Genomic DNA, 21,921 nt, shown 5'->3' on the forward strand with positions numbered 1-21,921 from the left:
GAACGATTGATCGTTCGGATTTTCCTTCAACTAAAATACTTTGTTCCAGTCTCTTTTACTAATCAAATTTTTCTCCAGTTAATACGCCCGTTGCTTCTAGTTGTATTCTCAGCAGTGCAAACTGATCTTCTGTCCAAAAGCTGTCGGAATTTACAAGCTTAGCAGCATCTTCTCGAGCTACTTCAAGCGCACGGTAATCGTGCACCATATCCGCTACTTTAAACTCAGGCATCCCGCTTTGTTTTCTACCAAAGAAATCACCAGGCCCACGAAGCTCTAAGTCTCTTTCTGATAATACAAATCCATCGTTTGTTTCCGTCATAATGGTCATTCGTTCTTTTCCAACTTCTGATTTCGGATCAGCGAGCAGAATACAATACGACTGTGCATCTCCTCGTCCTACGCGTCCTCTTAGCTGATGAAGCTGAGATAACCCAAAACGCTCTGCATCATAAATGACCATCACGGTTGCATTCGGAACGTTCACTCCTACTTCTACAACCGTTGTTGATACTAAAATCTGCACGTCATTTACGCTAAACTGTTTCATCACTTCTTCTTTTTCATCAGGTGACAATCTTCCGTGCATGAGACCAACGCTTGCTTTTCCATTAAAATAGTGAGTGAGTGTTGCATGTACATCAATTGCATTTTGAACATCCAGCTTGTCCGATTCTTCAATCAACGGACAAATAACGTAAGCTTGTCTGCCGTCATGTATTTCTTTTTCAACGAAATGTAAAATACGTTCAAGCATATCATGTTTTACCCAGTATGTTTCAATTGCCTTACGTCCTGCTGGCATTTCATCGATAATGGACACATCCATTTCTCCAAACACCGTAATAGCAAGGGTTCTTGGAATAGGAGTCGCCGTCATAAACAGTACATCCGGACTCTCTCCTTTTTCACGTAAAACCCGGCGCTGCCCAACTCCAAAGCGGTGCTGTTCATCCGTAATGACGAGTCCTAAACTATTATATATAACTTCATCTTGAATTAAGGCATGTGTACCTACTAATACATGAACATCTCCGTCTTTCACTCGCTGAAGCAGCTCTCTTCTTGCTTTTCCTTTAACAGACCCTGTTAGCAAGCCTACGCTGATGCCTACCTTTTCAAGCATCGCAGTCAATGACTCAGCATGCTGTTCAGCTAAAATTTCAGTCGGCACCATTAAAGCACCTTGATGCCCTGCTAAAACAGTGGCGTATAAAGCAACCGCTGCTACGACTGTTTTACCGGACCCTACATCACCTTGCAGCAAGCGATTCATGCGGTAAGGCGATTTCATATCGTGCGTAATTTCGTTTACTACACGTTTTTGAGCGTTTGTTAACGGAAACGGCAGCAAGTTCGTGAAGTTTACCAGCTCAGTTGAATCAAATGCTTGCTTCATTCCAGGCGTTTCTTCTCTTTCGCGCTTTCTAAGCGCCTGCATTTTTAATTGAAAAAGTAGAAATTCTTCATAGACAAATCGACGTCTTGCTTGTTTTAAATCTTCATGATCACGAGGTAAGTGAATACTTCTAACCGCTTCTTCACGCGTTACTAGTTTGTACCTAGAACGAATAGAGGCCGGAAGCATATCCTGAATGCTACTGCCATAATTCTTCAACGCAAGAGAGACGAACTTCCGCATTCCTTTGACCGTTAAGCTGCCTTTAACTGAGTAGACAGGCTCAATCGTTTGATTTTTAACAAACGGAGAAAATTGAAGCTCCTGCAAGTTAATCGTTTGCCGATGCTGATCCCATTTCCCCGTAACCGTAACAGTTTGATCGATTTCTAACTTTGATTTATAGTAAGGGCGATTAAAACAAGTAACCGTAATCAAATAACGGTTTACTAGCAGCCGAAACGTAAGGCGCGAACGTTTTTTTCCGTAATACGTAAGCGAGGGGACGCTGTGAACCTTTCCTTCTACGGTGACCTTTTCGTCGTGCATTGCTTCAGCCAAATCTTTTAACTCATAATCTTCATAGCGGTATGGGAAATGTTCTAACAAGTCATGCACACTGTGAATATGCATATCCTCTAATGCTTGTGCTGTTTCCTCTCCAATACCTTTAATGGTTTTAATTGAAATAGTTGTTAGTTCATTCACTTTTATTTAATGCAATACCAAAGATCTTCGCTTCAAGCTCGCGACCTGTTGGTGTTGCCGCTAAGCCTCCTTGTGCAGTTTCTCGTAATGCAACCGGCATTGTTTGACCAATTTTATACATAGCATCAATGACTTCATCACATGGAATACGACTTGTAATGCCTGCTAAGGCCATATCTGCTGCAATCATTGCATTCGCCGCTCCCATTGCGTTTCGTTTCACACATGGAACTTCTACTAGCCCCGCTACTGGGTCACATACTAATCCTAGCATATTTTTGAGAGTGATTGCCATTGCTTCAGCTGCCTGACTCGGTGTACCTCCTGCCATTTCAACAATCGCTGCAGCTGCCATACCTGAAGCTGAACCAACTTCTGCTTGACATCCGCCTGCTGCTCCTGAAATAGACGCATTATTGGCTACAACAAACCCAAAAGCACCTGATGTAAATAAAAATTCAATCATTTCTTTACGAGTTGGGTTTAGCTTATTTTGCACTGCAAACAGCGTTCCTGGCACTACCCCCGCAGATCCAGCAGTAGGTGTTGCACAGATTGTCCCCATTGCCGCATTTACTTCGTTTGTCGCTACAGCTTTGCTGACTGCATCTAAAATTAAATTTCCAGATAAAGATTTTCCACTTTGAATATAGTTTTGAAGCAGCACTGCATCTCCGCCTGTTAAACCTGTAACAGACTGTACCCCTTTTAAACCGCGTTCAACCGCTTCTTCCATAACCGTTAAGTTCCGGTCCATTTTTTCCATGATTTCTTCACGAGTAACTCCTGTGATATCTATTTCCTGTTGAATCATAATCTCTGCAATTTTTACATTTTGACTTTCTGCTAATTCTACTAGTTCTGCTACGTTTCGAAACATAGTAACCTCCGCTATCATTCTGTCTTATTTTCACTTTAGAATCATATATAATCACTCGGCTCCAGTTATTCTCTCAAGCCGGTCCTATTCGCTCTATCCTACTCAACCATTCTTGTTACTTGAATAATGTGAGGCAATGTTTTTAACTCTTCAATTACATCATCTTCAATATTCGTATCCATTTCAATTGCCATGAGCGCTACTTCTCCGCGCTCTTTGCGAGATACTTCCATATGTCCGATATTAATTGAGTGTTTCATCAAAATATTCGTAACGGTCGCAATGGCACCAAATCGGTCATTATGCACAACGAGAATAGCTGGATTCATGCCTGATAAATTTAATTCAAACCCGTTCAGCTCCGTAATTTGAATTTTTCCTCCGCCAATTGAAATTCCAACAACTTCAATTTCCTTTAATCCGTCGCTCATTTTGATGCGAGCAGTATTCGGATGATCTGTGATTGCCGCTTCCTCAACAAATGTGACGTCCATTCCTTCTTTTTTAGCTAAGTCCAAAGATTGCGGAATACGCTGGTCGAACGTATCAAAATCTAAAATACCGCCAATCAGCGCTACGTCTGTTCCGTGCCCTTTATACGTTTGAGCAAAAGAACCGTACAGTGAAACCACAACTTTTGTGGGCTGCTTTCCAAAAAGCGTTCGGGCAACGCGTCCAATACGCGCTGCACCAGCTGTATGTGAGCTAGATGGTCCAATCATTACCGGACCAATAATATCAAAGACAGATTTATATTTCATAAGGATTTTCCCCCTGCTATTTAGACATTGTTATTACTTATATGTTACTTGAGCTTTTGACTTTTTGGAAGCTTTGTTTCACGCTCTTAAAAAATTTAAAAATTCTCATTTTTATTAGGGATTCACGCACAAAAAAAAGCGGTGTATTTATCCATAAAAATAAGATAAGCACACCGCTTTTTTTTGCTATATTATGCAGGAAAAGATGAATTACTTAAGCTGCTTCTTGCTCGGAAGCTACATCGTCTACTGTTTTAATTTTAAAGTTTTTAAAAACAACTGAACCTATAAACCCAGCTAATGCTCCCGCTAGTGCGCAAAGTACTGCACAAATTGTGACCTTCATAGGGTCATTAAACCCAAACATCACTGCAAGCCCTGCGATTGGCGTTGCTGTGCCTGCAGCATCATTTACCAATCCGAACAGAGCCACAACCACACCAGCTAGTGCACCTCCAACAAAGTTTGTAATGTAGATAGGAATCGGATTTGCTGAAATAATATTCGCTTGTGTTAAAGGTTCAACTGCAACTGAAATGGTTGTACGACGATCCCCAATTTTTAATCGATCAAACAGCACATAGTTCATGAAAGAAGAACCAAACACAGCAAGAGCTCCAATCGCCATAGGCAATCCCGTTAACCCTAGCATAGCCGTTAAAGCCATTGAACTAAGCGGAGCCGTTGCTACTACTGTAATAACTCCTCCTAAAATAATTCCCATCAAAATAGGGCTAGCACTTGTTGTATCTTTGATAATTCCTCCAATATTTAAAAGCGTCGCATCTACAATAGGTGAGAATGCATTACCAATTAATCTTGTTAAAGGTGCTGCAATTAAGATGTTGCCTAATAAGTCTAGACCAGCAGGTGCCTTTTTCTCAATAAATTTCACTACAAATGCCATGAGGTATCCCGCAAAAAATCCAGGGAGCAAGCCTAGCCCTGAACACACTACCCCCATCATAAGAGCATATACAGGAGATACTCCTAACGCCAGAGCAACTAGTGCTGCCGCCGCAACTCCTCCCATTCCTCCTGCAGCCTTTCCAACTTCACCTAGGAATGAAATACCTAGTAAATCTCCTCCTACATATGACTGAAAGGCCTCTACGAGAAACGCAGCTACCGCTCCGCTTGCCAGAGCCCCCATTGCTTTCATGCCATAAGGTGCCTTGTTGCTAAACAACCAAAATAAAAATAAAACTAATAATAATAAACCTGTTCCTTTTAAAATATCCAATGGTGTCTCTCCTCTCATGCTGTTTTCTTTCACATTTGACTCAATCAGTTTTCAAAACTACCATACAAATGGGTTCTTTTCAACTAATATACCTAATATACCGAACGATTACAACATTTAAAAATAAAATAGTTCGTATTTAACTTAAAAAACACAAAAAAAAAGCGCCCGTCTGGAGGGGTGCTTCTTTTTTTGTTATTCAATTGCAAAAATGTAAGAATATAAAGGTTGATCTCCTTTATGAAGCTCTACCTCAACTTCTTCAAACGTTTCTTCTACAAACGATGTTAGCGCTTCAGCTTCATCGTCTGAGACGTCCTCTCCTTGAAGAATCGTAAGGATTTCCGCTTCGTCATCAATCATATAAGTCAAAAGCTTTTTCGCTGCTTCTAATTTCTCTGAATCTTTTACAACGATTTTCTTTTCGGCAATACCCATAAAATCGCCTTTAGCTAATTCAAGACCATCAATATTTGTATCGCGAACTGCATACGTTACTTGTCCTGTTTTCACGTGCTGTAGAGCTTCTGTCATTACTTCCTCGTTTTCTTTTAAGCTTTGCTGAGGATTAAATGATAGCAGCGCTGTCATTCCTTGAGGAACCGTTTTAGACGGGACAACCGAAACGTGACTGCCGGCAACAGCAGCCGCTTGGTTAGCAGCCATCACAATATTTCCGTTATTAGGTAAAATCAGTACCTGTTCAGCATTTGTTTCTTCAATCGCTTTGACAATATCCTCCGTACTTGGATTCATTGTTTGTCCGCCTTCAATGACAACCGTTGCCCCAAGGCTCTTGAACAATTCAGCAATTCCTTTTCCCATTGACACAGTAACAATGCCAAAGGGCTGTTTTTCAGCATTTTTTACTGCAGGCTTTTCTTCACCTGAAACAATGCTGCTATGTTGTTCTCTCATGTTTTCAATCTTCATTTTAATTAAACTTCCATATTGCTGTCCGTAGTTTAACACTTCTCCAGGATGCTCGGCGTGAATATGAACTTTCACGATTGCATCATCGGATACTACAAGCAATGAGTCGCCCCATTTACTTAAGTCTTGACGAAACGTTTCTTCAGAAAATGTTTTAGCTGCAGGCTTATCCTCTTCCAGCCTTACCATAAATTCTGTACAATAGCCAAATTCAATATCTTCTGTATTCATATGGCTTTGTGCATGCTTATGGTGCTCAGCATTTACGAGTTCATTCATGGAAGGAGCTGACATGGGTACACCCGGAAGTTTTTCACCTTTTAATTCAGCTAAAAACCCTTCATAAATTAAAACAAGCCCTTGACCTCCGCTATCCACTACGCCTACTTCTTTTAACACGGGTAAAAGATCTGGCGTGCGATTTAACGAAGCGTTAGCTTCCTTAAGTACTTCTTCCATGAACAGAATCATATCAGATTGCTTTTTAGCAACAGCCGCTGCTTTTTTAGCAGTATCCTTAGCTACTGTTAAAATGGTTCCTTCGATTGGTTTCATAACAGCTTTATAAGCAGTTTCTACACCAAGCTCAAGAGCTTCAGCAAACTCAACTGTTGTAATCGCTGACTTTTGCTCAACCGATTTCGCAAAACCGCGGAATAATTGAGATAAAATAACTCCTGAATTACCGCGCGCCCCCATCAATAAGCCCTTAGACAAAGCTTGACTCACTTGGCCGATGTGATCAGATAGTTTATTTTTCACTTCTTTAGCACCAGACGTAATCGATAAGTTCATATTTGTTCCAGTATCACCATCTGGTACAGGAAAAACGTTCAGCGCATCTACATAATCTGCATTGTTAGATAGATGCTGGGCTCCTTGAAGCACCATTTCTCTAAACCGCTTTCCGTCCAACGTTGTCATTGACACGAATCTTCCTCCTTAATTAAACGTTCGTTACACGAACACCCTGCACATAAATATTTACTGAATCAACCGTTAAACCAACCGTTTGTTCCAGTGTGTATTTTACTTTTGTTTGCACATTATGAGCAATTTCAGAAATTTTTGTTCCATAGCTTACGATAATGTACATGTCGATATGCACGTCATCCTCTTCTTGTCTTACCACAATACCTCGTGTAAAGTTTTCTTTGCGAAGAATTTCTGTAAGACCATCTTTAAGCTGATTTTTTGAAGCCATTCCGACAATCCCGTAACAATCAACAGCTGCTCCTCCAGCAATTGTTGCAATTACATCTGTAGAAATATCAATTTGACCATACTTCGTTTTCATTTCGATGGACATACTCGTTCCCCTTTCTACTTTCATAGGTTATAAATATTCTACTATAATCAATCTCGTTTTAAAAGAGGCGTCCAGCTTGTCCCTTTTAAAGATGACAGTATTAGGTATCAACTTGTCTTAAAATAAGTAATAACCCAAGTTATACCTATTTCTACTCTCTATATTATTGAACATAGATTCATTTTATATGTCAAGGAAAATTTCTTGAAAGCTTTTCTCCAGAACTATTGCATTCTCTTTAAGGCTGTGATAAATTAATATAGTATTTCTCAAAACAGAATTGAGTAGTTTTTTTGGTGTTAGGAGGGAAAATCATGGCACGCAAATGTGTAGTAACTGGTAGAAAAGCTCGTTCAGGTAACGCACGTTCTCACGCAATGAACGCTACTAAGCGTAAATGGGGTGCTAACGTTCAAAAAGTACGTATCTTAGTGAACGGTAAACCAAAACGTGTGTACGTTTCAGCTAGAGCCCTTAAGTCTGGTAAAGTTCAACGCGTTTAATCTTTATAATGAAAAAGCACCATATTTTATGGTGCTTCTTTTATTATTCCGGCGTTGTTAATCTTTTTTGAACGAATTAAGCATGACCTTTACGATGCCACCTAAAAACTTTGGAAGTTTGATTGTATAGAATTTCATACTGTCCCTCCTAACCGTCTCCACACTTTATCTCCTTTTAAAGAAAGCCCTATGTCCTGCTCTCATTTTCCATACTTCATCACAAGCAACGTTTATCATTGCTTCTTACCATCATTAATATGCCTTTTGTAAATGAAAAAGTACCTCTTTGTTGAATAAGTTCATTGCTAATACATAAAGTTGAGCCGAGTTCTACTTCATGCTTATTGAGTGGATATTTGAAACCTTCTAGCGTAAGCTCTTTTGCACCGCCTGCAAAAGGAACGAATGAAATATAGTGAAACTCCTTTAAACGATCTACATGATAAGTGCCTGGTTCAAACAATTGAATGATATTTTGATTGTCAATCATTTGTACATTCGCTTTCTTTTTTAACCCTTTGTACAGGAGCTGAATGCTTCCAAACATGTGATCAAGCCTTCCACCTGTTGCTCCAAAGATACAAATACTTTCCGGTTTTTGCTCTATTGCCCACTCAAAAGCAAGTTCCAAATCCGTAGCATCTTTTTCCGCAGGATACAATTCAACATCTTGCAATGCTTCTCTCACTAGCTTAAGCTGCGCATTTGTAATGGAATCAAAATCTCCGAATGCTTTCACGGGCAAAATGTCTTGTTGAAGAAGAAGGAATACGCCGCGGTCTACTCCTACCCACTTTACATCATTTGATTGGTGCAAGAGCGGCATATGTTCATCCGGTCCCCCTGCTAGAATATGAATTTTCATTATGTATATGCTCCTTTTCTATTAAAAAATGAACGAAATAAATATGTTTTCTTTATCCTAAAAGAAAAAGCTGCTGTGTACAAGTTCTACTCGTTGTACACAGCAGCTTTTATTACTTACGCTTGAACAGTTGTGCGAATTTGATTAATTGCGCCAGCTCGATCTTCTTGGTTATAAATAGCTGAGCCAGCCACTAAGACATTTGCTCCTGCTTCCACACATTTTCTTGCTGTTTCTTCATTAATTCCTCCATCAACCTCTACTTCAATAGAAAGGTGACGAATTTCAATAAGCTGAGATATTTGCTCAATTTTCGGCAGTACACTTGGAATAAAGTTTTGTCCTCCAAAGCCTGGGTTCACCGTCATCAATAAAATAAGATCGATATCTTCTAAGATATGCTTTACCACGTCAATTGGCGTTGCAGGATTTAAAGCAACGCCTGCTTTCATGCCGTGCTCTTTAATTAATTGAATAGTGCGGTGCAAATGAGTACATGCTTCAGCATGTACCGTTAAAATATCAGCACCTGCCTTTGCAAACATTGGAACGTATTGATCGGGGTTTTCAATCATTAAATGCACATCTAATGGCAGTGTTGTGACAGGGCGTACAGCCTCAACGATAAGCGGTCCAATTGTAATATTAGGAACAAAATGGCCATCCATAACGTCGATATGGATGTAGTCTGCTCCACCCGCTTCAACTTCACGAATTTCTTCAGCAAGCTTTGAAAAATTGGCAGATAAAATGGAAGGTGCGATTTTTGTCATTTTTAATACCTCGGCTTTCTTTGCTTAATTTCCTCAATAAATTGCAAGTAATGTTCGTAGCGATAACTCGGAATTTCTTTTTGCTCGTATGCTTCTTTCACCGCACATTTTGGTTCTTTCACATGCAAACAACCTCGAAATTTACACTGTTCACTCAAACGCGACATTTCAGGAAAACAATCGGTTAACTCTTCTACTTCTAACGTTAAAAATTCCAGTGAGCTAAAGCCTGGCGTATCGGCTACTAAACCTTCACCAAACGAAATGAGTTCTACATGACGTGTTGTATGCTTTCCTCTTCCAAGTGAAATTGAAATATCATTTGTCTTTAACTCAAGCTCTGGTTTAAGTGTATTTAACAGTGAAGATTTACCTACACCTGACTGCCCGGCAATAACCGTTACGCGATTTTCAAATAACGGCTGAATTTGTTCCATGCCTTTTTCTGTGACTGTCGACGTTAAAATGACCTCATATCCTATTTTACGATATTCTTCGGCATATTGCTCGATTTCTTGCTTTTGCTGCTGTGATAAAAGATCTACTTTTGAAATACAAATAATAGGTTCAATATGATTCGACTCCACTAACACTAAAAATCGGTCAAGAAGCATTGTGCTAAAATCAGGTTCAATCGCTGAAAAAACAAGCAGCGCCTGATCAACATTTGAAATAGGGGGACGAACTAATTCATTTTTACGTTCTTTAATTTCAAGTATATATCCTTCAAGCTTATTTTCCGCCTGAAATACTACATTGTCACCGACTAAAGGCGTTACCTTCTTTTTACGAAAAACACCTCGTCCTCGACATTGCGTTACTTGTCCGTCATGAAGAACATAATAAAATCCGCTAAGGGATTTAATAATTCTTCCTTCTGGCATAACCTCACTCCTATCACTCTGGATATTCAACATCTTTTTCTTCAATAACTTCCCCGTCTCGGACAATTTTATAAGACGCTTTTTCATTTTCATTAACTAAAACATCGAACGATTCTTTTGTTGTTTCAGTAATCGTTAGTTCTTTAGCAGGAACGGACATATCGTTGTCTGCATCTTCGATATAGATTTGTACTTTTTGCGGCTTTGGCTTTTCCTCTTCTGTTCCGGTAGCATCGCCTGTTTCCGTTGCGTCGCCTTGTTCCGTGCTTGCTTCGGTGTCAGTCTCTTCTTTATACGGAATAGTCACATCCACTGACACCGTTTGAGGAGCTTTTGGCTCCTTGCCCATTGAGACCGTAATGGTGAGCTTATCACCTTGCTCGATACTCTGCTCCGCTGCAGGCTTTTGAGACATCACAAGACCTTTTTCAACAGTGTCGGAATACGCTGTTTTTACGTCCACTTCAATATCTTCATCTGATGCATAATCTTTTACGCTTTTTTCCGTCCAGCCCGAGAAATCCTTTAATGTAATCTTCGGCGGTCCCTTACTTACCCATAGCGTAACCGTTGTATCTTCCGGCACGACTTGTTCGGTTTCTTTAGGCGTCTGATCTGTAATATTGCCTTTTGGTTCTGTGCTTTCAACTTCGATGGATTGGATATCTTTATAATTCTGCTTTTCTAACAGACTTTTTACTTCCGTAAAGCTTCTTCCAATATACCGGTTAAATGCTTCTTTTTTCTTTCCTGTACTTCGATAAATAATGACGTTAGATCCTTCTTTGATAACGTCTCCCGCTTCTGGCATCGTTTTAACCACGTCGCCTTCTTCCACCTCATTATCGGATATATCTTTAGGATTCTTCACTTTAAAGCCTAAAGAAACTAAATCGGTTACTGCTGATTCATAATCTTGATTATGTAAATCAGGAACCTTTACGTCTTTTGGCAGTAATAAAGCCGGAATAAATGTAACGGCGGCTACGCTAGCAGCTGCCAGGAGCAAAAAAATTAAAACAAGCGTTACAATCAGCTTGCTTTTGCCTTTTTTCTTTTTCTTCTTTTTTTCTTCGGCTTTAACTCTTCTTCCTCTTGTTGTTCGCGCTCTAAGTGAGGTGGTTTTCTCACAGGTACGTGCGTTTCTTCGGATTCAACAAAATCCTCCTTAATAACTGGAATGGCTTTTGTCACTTCTTCATCATCAGGCACCGTAAACCTTTGTTCATTATAACGATTTGGATGAACAGCAGACTGTAAATCCGCTTCGAGTTCTTCGACGGAACTGTATCGGTAAAATGGATCTTTAGTTGTTGCTTTTAATACAACATTCTCCACGCTTTGAGGGATAGATGGATTCCACCTTTTTGGAGAAGGTGTTTCTGTCTGTAAATGTTTTAATGCAATTGACACAGCCGATTCCCCAGAAAAAGGGACTCGACCCGTTAGCAATTCAAATAGGACGATGCCAAGCGAATAAATATCAGAACGCTTATTCGCAAGCCCTCCCCTTGCCTGTTCAGGAGATAAATAGTGAACAGAGCCCAAAACAGAATTAGTATGCGTAATGGTTGTAGAACTTAGTGCTACGGCAATGCCGAAGTCAGTAACTTTAATGGTATCATCATGATCAATTAAAATATTTTGAGGCTTAATATCCCGGTGAATAATTCCGTACTGATGAGCATGGGCAATAGCTGATGTAATCTGCGTCATAATATGTATGGCTTTATCAAGAGATAGTGGTGATTCTTGCAGAATGTATTGCTTTAATGTCATACCCGGTACATATTCCATGATGATATAGTAAATATCTTCTTCTTCTCCAACATCATAAATGCTGACAATATTAGGATGAGCAATACTCGTAGCAGATTGTGCTTCTCGATGGAAACGCTTTATAAACGCATCGTCACTTGCAAAGTCTAAACGAAGCACTTTAATTGCCACATCACGATCTAAAATCATGTCGCGACCTAAATAGACGTTTGCCATTCCGCCTCCACCAATTACTTGCAATACCTTATAACGGTCGTTTAGCCGTCTACCTATTAGCAACACTCTCACCCACTTTCAGATGTAAAGTCCACAATTGCAAGTGTAATATTGTCTTCTCCACCAAGCTCATTTGCTAATTGAATCAGGCTCGTACCCTTTTCGTGAAGTGATGAACTTGTTGATAACGTTTCATTCAGCTTTTGTTCCGTTACCTTATTTGTCAGTCCATCTGAACATAATAATAATCGATCTTCTTTTTCCACTTCAATTGTTTTTACATCTAAACTAACATTTTCTTCGGTACCTAGTGCTCGCAATAAGATATTTTTTCGTGGATGATGCTCAGCATCTTCTTTTGTGATTTGACCATTTTTTACGAGTTCATTTACAAGAGAATGATCTTCTGTTACTTGTTGAAATCCATATTCATTTGAAATATAGCATCTGCTGTCTCCTATATTACCAATCGCACAAAACGTATCGGCGCATAAAGCAAGTACAACTGTTGTACCCATCCCTTTACACTCTTCATGTTCCTGAGCATACTGATAAATATCTTGATTAATTTGCGAAACATGCGTACGAATCCACTGCGTCGCCTCATCAGGAGACGTTACTTTGTCCGCTTCTTCCCACGCTATTTGCAATTTTTGAACTGCCATCTCACTGGCGACGTCGCCAGCTCGATGACCTCCCATACCATCAGCCACAATTGCAAGCAGCTGATTGTGTTGGTTCAAAAATACCCCTCCGTTATCCTCATTGTGTTGTCTAACTCTCCCTCGGTCTGTCATGAAGACAGTTGCCATACAATCACCTCGTCTCTTCTTTACGCTCCTTCGCACGTAATTGGCCACAAGCTGCATCGATATCATGACCTTGCTCACGTCGAATAGTCACGTTAACGCCACGCTTTTTAAGCGTACGTTCAAATGCAAAAATCTGTTCACGCGGTGTACGAACATAATCACGCTCGGGCACATAGTTTACCGGAATCAAGTTCACGTGACATTTAACGTCTTTAATCAAATCCGCTAATTCCTCGGCATGCTCTACTTGATCGTTTACTCCTCCGAATAGACCATACTCAAAGCTAATACGTCTTCCCGTTTTATCCGTATAATATTTAATGGCTTCCATCAAATCAGGAAGTTTGTACGCACGGTTAATCGGCATTAAGCGTGAGCGGATGTCATTGTTTGGAGCGTGAAGTGAAATCGCAAAATTGATTTGCATTTTTTCATCAGCAAACTTATAGATTTTCGGAATGATCCCACTTGTCGATACTGTGATATGACGTGCACCAATATTTAATCCATCATCACTGTTAATTGTTTTTAAGAAGCGCATCATTTCATCATAGTTATCAAACGGCTCCCCAATACCCATAATTACGACAGAGCTCACGCGTTCTCCTTGTTCATCTAGCGCTTTTTGTACTTTTACTACCTGCGCTACGATTTCTCCAGCTTCTAAGTTACGCTTTAAACCTCCAAGAGTAGACGCACAGAACGTACAGCCGATGCGACAGCCAACTTGAGTCGTTACGCAGACAGAATTTCCGTATTCATGCCGCATAAGCACTGTTTCAATCGTATAACCGTCATGGAGTTCGAATAAAAACTTCATCGTCCCGTCCCCAGATGTTTGCTGAACAACTGTTTTTAATGTCGTTAATGCAAATTTGTCTTTTAATTGTTCACGTAATCCTTTAGATAAGTTTGACATATCGTCAAAGTCCGTTACGCGTTTAACATATAACCAGTCAAAAATTTGTTTAGCACGGAACTTCTTATCTCCATGTTCCACTAACCAATTTTCTAGGTCATGCATTTCTAATGAATAAATAGATGGCTTTTGTGGTTTTTTTTCTGCTTTTGCTTTTCTTTTAGCTACTTCTTCCATTTTTACACCTTCTTCTGTAAACATGCAATATAAAATCCATCGCTTTGTGCATCTGGCAGCAATTGAATTTCACCATGTTTTACGTTTTGTTTAAGCTTTTGCGGCATCCGTGCAGCAAGTGTTTCATCTTTTTGAAAATCAGCATGCTCTGCTAAAAATGCTGTTACAACATCCCCATTTTCATCCCGGTCAATTGTACATGTACTATATACAAGGGTCCCACCTTTTTTTAATAAAGGCGCAACCGCATTTAAAATATCTTGTTGAATACGCGCCAGCTGCTTTACATCTTGCTCAGTTTTTGTATATTTCAAATCAGGTTTACGTCTCATTACACCAAAACCTGAGCACGGAGCATCTACTAAGATGCGGTCAAACATTCCTTTATCAAACTGTTCGCCCGCTTTGCGGCTGTCTTGAACCGTCGGCTCAATATTGGTAAGGTGCAGACGCTCTGCCTGCTGGGCAATCAGCTTTACTTTATGGTCATGAATGTCCAAGGAAATAACTTTACCACTGTTTTTAAGCTGCTCTGCAATATGAGTTGATTTTCCTCCCGGTGCAGCACAGCTATCTAAAATTAGCTCTTCTGCCTCTGCACCGAGCGCATGAGCCACTAACATAGAGCTTTCATCTTGAACGGTAAACATTCCTTCACGAAATGCTTGTGTATGAGCTGCATTTCCTTTTTGAACTTCTAGCGCTTCTTCTACAAAATGGCCTGGTTCTACAACAATACCTTCTTTTTCAAGCGCTTCTTTTACTTCATTTTGCGTAAAGCGTGCACTGTTTACTCGGATTGTTTGTTTGGGGGCCATTAAATTAGCTAAACAGATTCCGCGTGTTTTGTCCAATCCATATTGTTCCACCCAGCGTTTTACAAGCCACAATGGGTGACTCGTTTCAATCGCCAACCGCTCCACAGGATTTTGTATTTCTTCTAAAGAAGGCGTGCCGCTGCGCTGAATATTTCGTAAAACGCCGTTTACCATTGAGGCAATTCCTTTGTGACCGCGTTTTTTGGCAATTTCTACTGCTTCATGAAGGATTGCCCGGTCAGGTACCCGGTCTAAATACACCATTTGGTAAAGAGATAAACGAAGCAGCACTCGCACCCAAGGCTGAAGCTTTTTTGGATTTTTCAAGAAAGGCGCTAACCCGTAATCTAACGTATCACGTCTTTGAATCGTTCCATACACAATTTCCGTTAACAGCCCTGCATCTTTTCCTTGAATACCACGTTTTTGTATGCTGTTATTTAACAATAGATTGCTGAATGCCTGATTTTTTTCAATGGCTAGTAAAATATCTAAAGCTATATCTCGAACGTTGTACTTACTCATTGACATCCCCTAATACTGTTCCGACTTCAACGGATGTACCTCGTAAATACTGCGCTGCATCCATACGTTTTTTTCCAGCCGGCTGAAGTTCCGTCACTTTAATAGCTGTTTCATTTCCAGTTGCTACTATAAATCCATCCTCTTCAAGTGATAAAACGGTACCCGGTTTGCCTGATGCGGATACTTTCTCTCCCCACCAAATTTTCATGACCTGACCGTCTGCTGTTGTATAAGCAACGGGCCAAGGGTGAAGTCCGCGGATATGGTTATAAATTTCTTCTCCTGTACGGGCCCAATCAATTTTCTCTTGTTCACGCTTAATGTTAGAAGCAAATGTCGCTTCGTCATCGTTTTGTTTAACCGGCGTAATTTCACCTTTTACAAGAGAAGGAATGGTTTCTGAAAGCAATTTTGCACCAGCAGCGCTGAGTTTATCATGAAGTGTGCCAACGTGATCACGTTCTTCAATCGGAACTTCTACCTGTGTTAAGATATCGCCTGCATCTAATTTTTCTACCATATACATAATTGTAACACCAGTTTTCGGCTTACCTTGTAGAATTGAATAATGAATCGGCGCGCCTCCGCGCAGTTCAGGTAACAGAGAAGCATGCACGTTAATACAGCCGTATTTAGGCGCTTCTAAAATAGGGGTTGGTAAAATTTGACCAAAAGCCGCTGTTACAATTAGGTCAGGCTCATACGCTAACACTTGCTGATATTCTTCTTCTAAACGAATCTTTTCTGGCTGCAGTACAGGTATTTCATGCTTTAACGCCTCAACTTTTACAGGAGGAGGTGTTAATACGCGCTTGCGTCCTTTTGGTCGGTCCGGCTGTGTAACCACTGCGACCACTTCATATCCATCTTTAAGTAATGTTTGTAAAACCGGCACTGAAAAATCCGGCGTTCCCATAAATACGACTTTCATCGTGTAAAACCTACCCTTCTAGTTCATCCTCTTCGTAATACTTTGTTACTTTTTCCGTGAACAATACACCGTGTAAATGATCAATTTCATGTTGAATTGCTCGTGCTAAAAAACCTTTTGCTTCTATAAAATAAGGTTTTCCTTTACGGTTTTGCGCACGTACTTTCACATAATCAGCCCGAGCCACGTCACCAAAAAGGCCCGGAAAACTTAGGCAGCCTTCTGGACCGATTTGTTCGCCTCGTTGCTCAATAATTACCGGATTAATTAACTCAATTTTACCGTGTCGGTCATCCACGTCTACCACTGCCACTTGCTGCAGAACTCCTACTTGAGGAGCAGCTAGACCCACACCGTCTGCTTCAAGCATTAAATCATACATGCCGTTTAGTAATTTCGCTAATTTATTATCAAAGTTTTTAACGACTTCACATTCTTGTTCAAGTACTTCATTAGGATGGTAAACAAGCTTAAGCTTAGCCAAATAGGCACCTCCTTTATTCTTTCTATTTATATCCAAAAAGCTTCTTCTTTAACGCCATCAAGACGACTAGTTACATCATCGAGTATGGATTCAAATCAATAGTGATCGTTAAATTCTCCTTCTGCATTTCCGGTTGATAACGTTCTAATATATATTTCAACAGCGGAATCAGGCTTGGTTCCAGCTTGTATTTTAACATGCATTGATAGCGATATCTATCTTTTATCTTAGCAATCGGAGATGCGACCGGCCCTAAGATCGTTGTTTGCGGCGAAAGTTTCTGACGCAGATACTGCGAAATTTTGTCTGTAACAGACACCACTTTTGCAATATTTTCATGAGATACCGTTACAAGCGCCAAGTAAAAGAAAGGGGGATATTTGTGCATTTTACGAATTTCCATCTCCTGCTTATAAAACGCCTCATAATCATGCTGACTCGCAAGTTGAATGCTGTAGTGTTCAGGCGTGTACGTTTGAATCACTACTTCTCCTGGAAGTTTGTGACGTCCTGCTCTTCCGCTTACTTGTGTTAAAAGCTGAAACGTTTTTTCAGATGCACGAAAGTCAGGTAAATTCAGCATTGTATCTGCTGTTAAAACGCCTACAAGCGTGACGTTTGGAAAGTCCAGTCCTTTCGCAATCATCTGCGTCCCTAATAAAATTTGCGCTTCTCCACTTGCAAACTTGTTCAGGAGCTTTTCATGCGCGCCTTTTCGGCTTGTCGTATCAACATCCATTCGAACGACTCTAGCCTCGGGCAGCACTTTTGTTAATTCTTCTTCCACTTTTTGTGTACCAGATCCGAAAAAGCGGATATGTTCGCTGTGGCATTCTGGGCACTCAGTGTGCACATGTTCTTCGTGTCCGCAATAATGGCATTTTAATTTATTTTGATAGCGGTGATACGTTAGTGAAATTTCACAGTGTTCACATGTCGGAACGTAACCGCAGTCTCTGCACATAACAAAAGAAGAATGACCTCTTTTATTTAAAAATAAAACGACTTGCTCCCCTTTTTCCAAACGGTCTTTCATCTTTTCAAACAGCATAGTTGAAAACATAGAGCGATTGCCGCTGCGAAGCTCTTCTCTCATATCAACGATATCCACCGACGGCATTGATGACTTATTCATTCTTTGCTTTAACGTCAGTAGCTTATACACACCTTTTTGCGCTCTTGCAAAGGACTCAAGCGTTGGTGTTGCACTTCCTAAAATGACTGGACACTGATGATGCTGCCCTCGGTAAATGGCTACATCTCTGGCATGATAACGGGGGTTTTCTTCTTGTTTATAACTCGTCTCATGTTCTTCATCGATAATAAGAAGGCCCAAATTTTCAAATGGCGCAAATACAGCAGAGCGAGCCCCTACTACAACGGATACTTCTTTTCGCTGAATTTTTCGCCATTCATCGTATTTTTCTCCAGTAGACAAGCCACTATGAAGTACAGCAACTTTTGAGCCGAATCGCTCTTTAAAACGCTTGACCATCTGAGGGGTAAGTGAAATCTCCGGAACAAGCATAATCGCTTCTTTCCCTTTTTTTAGCACTTGATCAATCGATTGGAGATACACTTCTGTTTTTCCGCTTCCGGTTACTCCGTACATTAAAAACACATCGTGAAGATTTTCTTCGATGTCCTGCAGAATTGGTGCGATTGCCTCAGCTTGTTCATCGGTCAATTGAAATGGCTGTGATGGTGTAAAGTATCGATCTTGATAAGGATCACGGTATATTTCAATTTCCGTTTCCGCTAAGAGTCCTTTGTTAATCAGCGCTTTTATAGGAGCGGAGGTAATCTGTAAATCTTCCGCTATTTCTTTTATGGCTACTTCTTCATTTCGATTCAGCATAAAAGACAGCACTTGTTTTTGCTTTTCTGCCTGCTTATTTAACTCGCTCATAAACTGCTGAATTTCTTCAAGGCTTTGATTCAGTTTTACGCCTTTTGCCGTTTTTTTGTTTCCTTTGTTTTTCACGACGTAGACGACTTCAATTAGACCTTTTTGAATATCACGGTGAAAAGCAGGAGCAGCGGCTGTTTTTTCTACTTCACTCCACTTCAGCGAGGATCTTGACTGAAAAAACGGCTTTACTTGCTCATGAAGCTGTTCGTATGCCTCTTTTGAAAGGAGTGACAGTTCTTTATCATATTTTGCTTTCATCGCCGCAGGCAGCATGACTTGAAAAGCCGATATCATAAAACAAAGCGTTTTTTCGGTTAGCCAGTGCCCAATCTCTAACAGTTCGGAAGTCAGAACCGGCGTTAAATCAAGCAGGTCAGCGATTGGTTTAACACGCTTAACTTCAGCCTCTTCTTTAAGAGCCACCACAAACCCTTGAACTTTTCTAGGACCAAACGGAACGACAACTCGCATACCAGGAACAATAATTCCTTTCCATTTGTCGGGAATAGCGTAGTCAAAAGCTCGATCTGTTTGCTTAGCAGCCACGTCCACAATTACACTAGCTACACTCATTTTTTCAATCCTTCTAACATTTCCTTCACTTCTTTTAACACCTCGGTAGCTACATCGTGTTTTGAAAGAATAGGAAGTTCTTTAGACTCTCCGCTTCGCTTATAGAGCGTTACAATATTTGTGTCTGTCCCAAAACCTGCTCCTTCTGTCGTCACGTTATTGGCTACAATCATATCCAAGTTTTTAGATGCAAGTTTCTTTTGTGCATATTCATCCACTTGTTCTGTTTCTGCTGCAAAGCCGACTAAAAGCTGGTGTTCTTTTCGCTCTCCAAGCGTGCGTAAAATATCTGTTGTTCTCTCTAGCTCTAGTACTGCTTCACCAGGCTGCTTTTTCATCTTTTGATCAAACACATGCTTTGGTCGGTAATCTGCCACTGCGGCTGATTTAATGACAACATCTGCTTCATGATAGCGCTGCATAACAGCTTCAAGCATCTGCTGTGCACTTTCAATTTGAACAACCTGCACTCCTTTTGGATACTCTAAATTCGTCGGTCCCGTTACAAGTGTTACCGATGCGCCTAATTTAGCAGCTTGTTCTGCAAGGGCATAGCCCATTTTCCCAGTAGAGCGATTGGTGAAAAATCGGACGGGATCAATGCGTTCTACCGTAGGTCCTGCTGTAACCAATACATTAACACCTTCAAGGATCTTTTGTGTATGTGATGCTTGTGAAAAATAAGATCCGATTAGTGAAACAATTGTTTCTGGCTCTTCAAGACGACCTTTTCCTACATAACCGCATGCCAAATACCCTTCTCCAGGTTCTACAAAAGAGTAACCAAATGATGAAAGAGTGCTCATATTTTTTTTAACAGCTGGATGATCGTACATATGAACATTCATTGCAGGCGCAATCCACACAGGTGCAGTAGCAGCCAGCAGCGTTGTGGAAATCATATCATCTGCAAGACCATTTGCTATTTTCCCTATCATATTTGCCGTAGCAGGAGCTACTAAAATTAAATCAGGCCAATCTGCTAAATCAATATGTGCAATCACAGATGGATCTTTTTCATCAAACGTATCTGTATAAACTGGGTTTCGAGACAGAGCTTGAAACGTAAGCGGCGTTACGAACTCGCATGCTGAAGCAGTCATCATTACTTTAACTTCCGCTCCCGCTTGTACTAATTTACTTGTTAAAGCTGCGGCTTTATATACGGCGATTCCGCCGCTAACACATAATAAAATTCGTTTTCCCTTCATCATTATGCCCCCATCTATTTATCCCGCTCAACCAGCATCCGCTTGTTTACTCGGGTAACTATCTAAAGCTTTTCAATTCAATTATTATACCATTTTTGTAGTGAGACATTCACTATCCTGCTTGAACACAGATAAAAGCATCAAAAAAATAACAACCTATAAAGTAGGTTGTTATTTTTTCACTTACTGATGTTTAGAATCTTCTTCTGCTACACCTTGCTTATAGCTTAATTGTTCAGCATTAATTTCTTCTAAAGCACAGCCTACAAACTTATAAGAAACCGGCTTTTCAATCGGCGTATCATTGTGAAGCTGTAATTGACGTGCACGTTTTGCAGCTACTGTCACAAGCGTGTACTTAGAATCTAATTTTTCCATTAGAGAATCAATTGATGGATAAAGCATGTTTATTCTACCTCCAGCATTCTTTTATAGCGCGCAGAAATACGATCACGACGGCAGTGTTCAGCCGTTACGATAGCACGGATGCGAGCACAAGCATTTTCTACTTTGTCATTTTCTACAACATAATCGTAGGCGTCCATAAGTTCAATTTCTTCTTTTGCCACGCGCATACGGTTATTGATTAAATCTTCTGTTTCAGTACCGCGGTTTACGATACGACTTTTAAGCTCTGATAAACTCGGCGGTGCCAAGAAGATGAACAAACCTTCTGGAAATGCTTCTTTCACTTGAAGAGCACCTTGCACTTCAATTTCTAGAAATACGTCTTTTCCTTCAGATAACGTTTGTTCTACATAATCAACCGGGGTACCGTAGTAGTTACCTACGTATTCAGCCCACTCTAATAATTTCTTGTTTTCAATCATGCGCTCAAACTCTTCGCGTGGTTTGAAAAAGTAGTCAACGCCGTCTACTTCACCTTCGCGAGGCTTTCTTGTTGTTGCAGAGATAGAATACTGCAATTTAATGTCTTCTTGCTCAAACAATGCTTTTCGTACCGTTCCTTTTCCAACACCTGATGGTCCGGAAAGAACGATTAATAAACCTCTTTCAATCATCGGTTCAAGTGACCTACCCTTCTAATAATTCTTCTTTGTTTATAAGTCGCTGCGACACAGTTTCTGGCTGTACAGGAGCTAAAATAACATGATCGCTATCCATAACAATAACAGATCGTGTTTTACGTCCTTGCGTTGCATCTATTAAAGAGCCTCGATCTTTTGCATCTTGAATAATGCGTTTGATTGGAGCTGATTCAGGATGAACGACAGAGATTATACGATTAGAAGAAATAAAATTTCCAAATCCAACGTTCACTAATTTACCGCTCATAAGAAGCCTC

At 40.3% G+C, this 21,921-nt stretch carries 21 protein-coding genes and 1 pseudogene; 1 reads left to right on the forward strand and 21 read right to left on the reverse strand.

Annotation, left to right across the window (positions count from 1 at the left end):
• Positions 1-58 precede the first annotated feature (58 nt).
• The 6 genes from recG to Q5794_RS21615 form a co-directional block, all read right to left on the reverse strand.
• Positions 59-2,107, reverse strand: a complete 2,049-nt coding sequence (gene recG / locus Q5794_RS21590; protein WP_214984409.1) for an ATP-dependent DNA helicase RecG — start codon at positions 2,105-2,107, stop codon at positions 59-61.
• Positions 2,100-2,987, reverse strand: a complete 888-nt coding sequence (sdaAA, locus tag Q5794_RS21595; RefSeq protein WP_014458410.1) for an L-serine ammonia-lyase, iron-sulfur-dependent, subunit alpha — start codon at positions 2,985-2,987, stop codon at positions 2,100-2,102. Before sdaAA ends, recG begins: the two co-directional genes overlap by 8 nt.
• Positions 2,988-3,085: 98 nt before the next feature.
• The gene (gene sdaAB / locus Q5794_RS21600; protein WP_013058911.1) at positions 3,086-3,748 is read right to left on the reverse strand and encodes an L-serine ammonia-lyase, iron-sulfur-dependent subunit beta; all 663 of its coding nucleotides are present in this window, start codon (positions 3,746-3,748) and stop codon (positions 3,086-3,088) included.
• Between the two features lie 214 nt (positions 3,749-3,962).
• Positions 3,963-4,991, reverse strand: coding sequence for a PTS sugar transporter subunit IIC (locus tag Q5794_RS21605; protein WP_016765419.1), 1,029 nt, complete (start codon positions 4,989-4,991; stop codon positions 3,963-3,965).
• 195 nt (positions 4,992-5,186) lie between these two features.
• Positions 5,187-6,854: a DAK2 domain-containing protein gene (locus tag Q5794_RS21610; protein WP_192996225.1), complete on the reverse strand. Its 1,668-nt coding sequence runs from the start codon at positions 6,852-6,854 to the stop codon at positions 5,187-5,189.
• A 16-nt stretch (positions 6,855-6,870) separates the two neighbouring features.
• Positions 6,871-7,233, reverse strand: a complete 363-nt coding sequence (locus tag Q5794_RS21615; RefSeq protein ID WP_013058913.1) for an Asp23/Gls24 family envelope stress response protein — start codon at positions 7,231-7,233, stop codon at positions 6,871-6,873.
• Positions 7,234-7,547: 314 nt separating this feature from the next.
• Here Q5794_RS21615 and rpmB point away from each other — a divergent pair, with 314 nt between their 5' ends.
• Positions 7,548-7,736, forward strand: a complete 189-nt coding sequence (gene rpmB, locus Q5794_RS21620) for a 50S ribosomal protein L28 (RefSeq protein ID WP_013058914.1) — start codon at positions 7,548-7,550, stop codon at positions 7,734-7,736.
• Between the two features lie 57 nt (positions 7,737-7,793).
• Here rpmB and spoVM read toward each other — a convergent pair whose 3' ends face one another.
• The 15 genes and pseudogenes from spoVM to Q5794_RS21695 form a co-directional block, all read right to left on the reverse strand.
• A complete protein-coding gene (spoVM, locus tag Q5794_RS21625) occupies positions 7,794-7,874 on the reverse strand; it encodes a stage V sporulation protein SpoVM (protein ID WP_016765421.1) in 81 nt (26 codons plus the stop codon).
• A 79-nt stretch (positions 7,875-7,953) separates the two neighbouring features.
• Complete coding sequence (locus tag Q5794_RS21630) at positions 7,954-8,601, reverse strand: thiamine diphosphokinase (protein ID WP_192996224.1); 648 nt, start codon at positions 8,599-8,601, stop codon at positions 7,954-7,956.
• A 116-nt stretch (positions 8,602-8,717) separates the two neighbouring features.
• Positions 8,718-9,374, reverse strand: a complete 657-nt coding sequence (gene rpe, locus Q5794_RS21635; RefSeq protein WP_192996223.1) for a ribulose-phosphate 3-epimerase — start codon at positions 9,372-9,374, stop codon at positions 8,718-8,720.
• A 2-nt stretch (positions 9,375-9,376) separates the two neighbouring features.
• Positions 9,377-10,258 (reverse strand): ribosome small subunit-dependent GTPase A, encoded by an 882-nt coding sequence (gene rsgA, locus Q5794_RS21640; RefSeq protein ID WP_374988419.1) that lies wholly within the window; start codon positions 10,256-10,258, stop codon positions 9,377-9,379.
• A gap of 13 nt (positions 10,259-10,271) precedes the next feature.
• Positions 10,272-12,316, reverse strand: a pseudogene (gene pknB / locus Q5794_RS21645) (Stk1 family PASTA domain-containing Ser/Thr kinase).
• A 5-nt stretch (positions 12,317-12,321) separates the two neighbouring features.
• Positions 12,322-13,065, reverse strand: a complete 744-nt coding sequence (locus Q5794_RS21650; RefSeq protein WP_013058919.1) for a Stp1/IreP family PP2C-type Ser/Thr phosphatase — start codon at positions 13,063-13,065, stop codon at positions 12,322-12,324.
• Positions 13,066-13,069: 4 nt separating this feature from the next.
• Positions 13,070-14,161, reverse strand: coding sequence for a 23S rRNA (adenine(2503)-C(2))-methyltransferase RlmN (rlmN, locus tag Q5794_RS21655; RefSeq protein WP_192996221.1), 1,092 nt, complete (start codon positions 14,159-14,161; stop codon positions 13,070-13,072).
• Between the two features lie 2 nt (positions 14,162-14,163).
• On the reverse strand, positions 14,164-15,504 hold the full coding sequence (gene rsmB / locus Q5794_RS21660) for a 16S rRNA (cytosine(967)-C(5))-methyltransferase RsmB (protein ID WP_214984404.1): 1,341 nt from the start codon (positions 15,502-15,504) through the stop codon (positions 14,164-14,166).
• Positions 15,497-16,435, reverse strand: coding sequence for a methionyl-tRNA formyltransferase (gene fmt, locus Q5794_RS21665; protein ID WP_013058922.1), 939 nt, complete (start codon positions 16,433-16,435; stop codon positions 15,497-15,499). The genes rsmB and fmt overlap by 8 nt, the downstream gene beginning before the upstream one ends.
• 10 nt (positions 16,436-16,445) lie before the next feature.
• Entirely contained in the window at positions 16,446-16,919 is a 474-nt protein-coding gene (def, locus tag Q5794_RS21670; protein ID WP_013084828.1) for a peptide deformylase, read from the reverse strand.
• Positions 16,920-16,989: 70 nt separating this feature from the next.
• On the reverse strand, positions 16,990-19,404 hold the full coding sequence (gene priA, locus Q5794_RS21675) for a primosomal protein N' (protein ID WP_374988420.1): 2,415 nt from the start codon (positions 19,402-19,404) through the stop codon (positions 16,990-16,992).
• Positions 19,401-20,618 carry a bifunctional phosphopantothenoylcysteine decarboxylase/phosphopantothenate--cysteine ligase CoaBC gene (coaBC, locus tag Q5794_RS21680; protein ID WP_013058925.1) on the reverse strand — a complete coding sequence of 406 codons (1,218 nt, stop codon included), beginning with the start codon at positions 20,616-20,618 and terminating at the stop codon, positions 19,401-19,403. Before coaBC ends, priA begins: the two co-directional genes overlap by 4 nt.
• Before the next feature lie 180 nt (positions 20,619-20,798).
• The gene (rpoZ, locus tag Q5794_RS21685; RefSeq protein ID WP_013058926.1) at positions 20,799-21,020 is read right to left on the reverse strand and encodes a DNA-directed RNA polymerase subunit omega; all 222 of its coding nucleotides are present in this window, start codon (positions 21,018-21,020) and stop codon (positions 20,799-20,801) included.
• 2 nt (positions 21,021-21,022) lie between these two features.
• Positions 21,023-21,637 (reverse strand): guanylate kinase, encoded by a 615-nt coding sequence (gmk, locus tag Q5794_RS21690; RefSeq protein WP_013058927.1) that lies wholly within the window; start codon positions 21,635-21,637, stop codon positions 21,023-21,025.
• A gap of 13 nt (positions 21,638-21,650) precedes the next feature.
• Positions 21,651-21,911, reverse strand: a complete 261-nt coding sequence (locus Q5794_RS21695) for a DUF370 domain-containing protein (RefSeq protein ID WP_013084831.1) — start codon at positions 21,909-21,911, stop codon at positions 21,651-21,653.
• Positions 21,912-21,921 lie beyond the last annotated feature (10 nt).

Origin of the sequence: Priestia megaterium, assembly GCF_041941685.1 — a bacterium.
Classification (GTDB): Bacteria; Bacillota; Bacilli; order Bacillales; family Bacillaceae_H; genus Priestia; species Priestia megaterium_C.

Coding starts and splice junctions, on each gene's coding strand:
- sdaAA (WP_014458410.1), bottom strand. CDS start 2,987: ATGTTTCGAAACGTAGCAGAACTAGTAGAATTAGCAGAAAGTCAAAAT.
- sdaAB (WP_013058911.1), bottom strand. CDS start 3,748: ATGAAATATAAATCTGTCTTTGATATTATTGGTCCGGTAATGATTGGA.
- Q5794_RS21615 (WP_013058913.1), bottom strand. CDS start 7,233: ATGTCCATCGAAATGAAAACGAAGTATGGTCAAATTGATATTTCTACA.
- rpmB (WP_013058914.1), top strand. CDS start 7,548: ATGGCACGCAAATGTGTAGTAACTGGTAGAAAAGCTCGTTCAGGTAAC.
- spoVM (WP_016765421.1), bottom strand. CDS start 7,874: ATGAAATTCTATACAATCAAACTTCCAAAGTTTTTAGGTGGCATCGTA.
- Q5794_RS21630 (WP_192996224.1), bottom strand. CDS start 8,601: ATGAAAATTCATATTCTAGCAGGGGGACCGGATGAACATATGCCGCTC.
- rpe (WP_192996223.1), bottom strand. CDS start 9,374: ATGACAAAAATCGCACCTTCCATTTTATCTGCCAATTTTTCAAAGCTT.
- rsgA (WP_374988419.1), bottom strand. CDS start 10,258: ATGCCAGAAGGAAGAATTATTAAATCCCTTAGCGGATTTTATTATGTT.
- Q5794_RS21650 (WP_013058919.1), bottom strand. CDS start 13,065: ATGGCAACTGTCTTCATGACAGACCGAGGGAGAGTTAGACAACACAAT.
- rlmN (WP_192996221.1), bottom strand. CDS start 14,161: ATGGAAGAAGTAGCTAAAAGAAAAGCAAAAGCAGAAAAAAAACCACAA.
- rsmB (WP_214984404.1), bottom strand. CDS start 15,504: ATGAGTAAGTACAACGTTCGAGATATAGCTTTAGATATTTTACTAGCC.
- fmt (WP_013058922.1), bottom strand. CDS start 16,435: ATGAAAGTCGTATTTATGGGAACGCCGGATTTTTCAGTGCCGGTTTTA.
- priA (WP_374988420.1), bottom strand. CDS start 19,404: ATGAGTGTAGCTAGTGTAATTGTGGACGTGGCTGCTAAGCAAACAGAT.
- coaBC (WP_013058925.1), bottom strand. CDS start 20,618: ATGATGAAGGGAAAACGAATTTTATTATGTGTTAGCGGCGGAATCGCC.
- rpoZ (WP_013058926.1), bottom strand. CDS start 21,020: ATGCTTTATCCATCAATTGATTCTCTAATGGAAAAATTAGATTCTAAG.
- gmk (WP_013058927.1), bottom strand. CDS start 21,637: ATGATTGAAAGAGGTTTATTAATCGTTCTTTCCGGACCATCAGGTGTT.
- Q5794_RS21695 (WP_013084831.1), bottom strand. CDS start 21,911: ATGAGCGGTAAATTAGTGAACGTTGGATTTGGAAATTTTATTTCTTCT.